The following is a 2,402-nucleotide window of genomic DNA, read 5'->3' as shown; positions in this document are numbered from 1 at the left end:
GGCCAATCTTCATACCAAGAGAAGCAGGTATAGACCGTCTCGATTATGGTTTTCATAGCCAAAAATTTGCGAGAGGTAGTGACCACTGTAAACCATTAAGTTTTTTCGATGTGAGTGTCATTCGTGGTTCTCTTTCATCTAGAGAAGTAAGGGAAGCAGTAATTCCAGTGTTTCACACAACTGATTTCCCTATGAACTCAGGAACGTCTATCGTTGACCTGCCAATAGTTAATGGAGGCTTAGTTGATCGGTTTGCGCATGCGATTCAAGGGGATATCTTAATCGCACGAGTTGGCAGGAATCTCGAAGAGAAAGTTTGTTATGTGCGAGAAGGGATGGTTCCTGTATCAGACTGCATTTTTATACTAAGAATTATTGATACGGAGTTGAGAAAGGTGGTCTTTGAATACCTTGTTTCAAACGAAGGAAAGCGATGGTTAGGGGCTTGCTCACGAGGAATTGGTGCTAGATATATTACTCGCTCTGATCTTCTAAATATGAATATTAAGCTTTAGAGGCTAATATGAAAGAAGAATTGACACGTCGAGAAGAGGCCGAGCTTCAACAAGCTTTAGATGAAAGGGCGGACCATATACCTGCTGAGCAGTTGAAAGAAGGTACTGCTCAGGGGGAGTTTTTTAATTCAATACATAAGTCACTGGTAGCTAGAGGAACAAAGCTAATTGTGGGTCCTAGAGGGTGTGGTAAAACACATCTTATGCGCTATACATGGCTATTGTGTAAAGAAGATGACTCTCTTCCGTTAGCAATCTATGTTACATTTAATCGGTACTATAGACTTGAGCCTTTGTTAAGGGGTCGTGCTAATGCCACAGACCTTTTTCATGTTTGGGTTCTTGCTAGAATAATAAAGTCACTTAAAGAAGTTGTGCCTAGTTGTTTTTTGAAGAATATTAGTGATGAAAAGTCTAGGTATTTAAATTTTGATGATGACCTTCTTGATGGCTTGATAGGTCGGCTAGAAAGAGGAGTGTCTTTAACTGAAGATGATGATTATGTTGTAAAGAATATTAATATAAATGAATTGATACTGTCAGTCGAGTTAGCTGTTGATCTTTTGGAAAGAAAACGAGCTGTTATATTAATGGATGATGCGGCTTTAACGCTTACCCCTGAGTATTTAACAGAGTTTTTTGATGTAGTAAGAGTGTTGAGAACACAAAAAATTTCTCCTAAAGCCTCAGTATATCCCGCTACAGATTATGGTGCCAAGTTTCACGCTGATCATGAAGCAGAGAAAGTTAACGTATGGCTTTCTGTCAATGATCCTAATTATATTGATGTAATGGGCGCGATAGCAAAGCAAAGATTTCCAGTTTTAGATATAAATCAAGATGTTGACGTTTTGTTAAGATATGCTGCTTTTGGAGTTCCGCGAGCTTACCTCACTATGCTTAGAGAGTATGAGCATGGTGAAGGAAGACCTCATCAGTTAGCAAATAGTGTCATTGAATCGCATTACAACTCTAGAAAATACGAATATGAGTCCATGTCAATTAAAGTGCCTAGGTTCGAAACTTTAATAAAGGCTGGTATGCAGGTTTTTGACTCAATGATTCACGATCTAAAAGACTTTAATGCTAAATCTATCGAGAAAGATGAAAAGCAGTTAATGCTAGGTGTTCCAGGTGCAGAGATATCAGCGCAACCATTAGTAGATAGGATGTTTAATCTTCTTATCGAAGCGGGAATGTTGTACGAAAATCCAAGTGTATCGCATGGAGAAGATAGAATTTACCGACGCTATACTCCTCATTTGGCGGCACTAATATCTTTACGTGCTCTCAGTGGAGGCAGCCGGAGCTCTTCAGCAAGCCTAACTTTAAAAACAATAGGATTAAAATCTGCAAAGCATCCGCTTAGACGAAGTGTATCTAAGCTTGCTGACCATGAGATTTTGAAGGGCTTACGCATAGACCTTCCTCCATGTAGAGTGTGCGATACCCCAAGGTTAACAGACCAACAGAAGTTTTGTCATAACTGTGGTAGTCAATTGCTAGATGACTCAACATTTACTAAGTGCATGTCTTTACCTCTTAATAGTGTACCTGGCTTAACTACTTGGCAAAAAGAAAAAGTGTCAAAGCTTGAAAGAGTTCAAACCATTGGTGATTTATTAGCTATACGCGATCCTGGAACTGAGTTGCGCAAAATTCACAGGGTTGGAACTGTGCGTGCAAGTAAAATGATAGAGCTTGTTACAAGTTTTGTTGATGATTTTTTATCTTGATTACAGGGTTGTCTTTTATGGCTACAGCACAAAATCTATTTCGCTCTATTACAGTAGTTCAGACATCTCTGCAGACAGTTGAAACTACCGCTATGTTTGATGCAACTCATGTTGACCAAGATATGAGCCCAATCGATCAATTTATAGATAA

Annotated in this window: 2 protein-coding genes; both read left to right on the top strand. The window is 39.1% G+C overall.

Annotated features, from left to right (window positions below; all coding sequences use genetic code 11):
• On the top strand, positions 1-515 hold a 515-nt coding region (locus tag ACT3TJ_RS17855), incomplete at its 5' end, for a hypothetical protein (RefSeq protein ID WP_444666123.1).
• A gap of 8 nt (positions 516-523) precedes the next feature.
• Positions 524-2,251: a hypothetical protein gene (locus ACT3TJ_RS17850; protein WP_444622800.1), complete on the top strand. Its 1,728-nt coding sequence runs from the start codon at positions 524-526 to the stop codon at positions 2,249-2,251.
• Positions 2,252-2,402 lie beyond the last annotated feature (151 nt).

The organism is Halomonas sp. AOP30-A1-24 (assembly GCF_052378165.1).
GTDB lineage: Bacteria > Pseudomonadota > Gammaproteobacteria > Pseudomonadales > Halomonadaceae > Vreelandella > Vreelandella citrativorans.
This window is presented reverse-complemented; position numbering and strand designations above follow the sequence as displayed.

Excerpts from the sequence above, each read along its gene's own strand:
- ACT3TJ_RS17850 (WP_444622800.1), top strand. The coding sequence starts at position 524 with ATGAAAGAAGAATTGACACGTCGAGAAGAGGCCGAGCTTCAACAAGCT.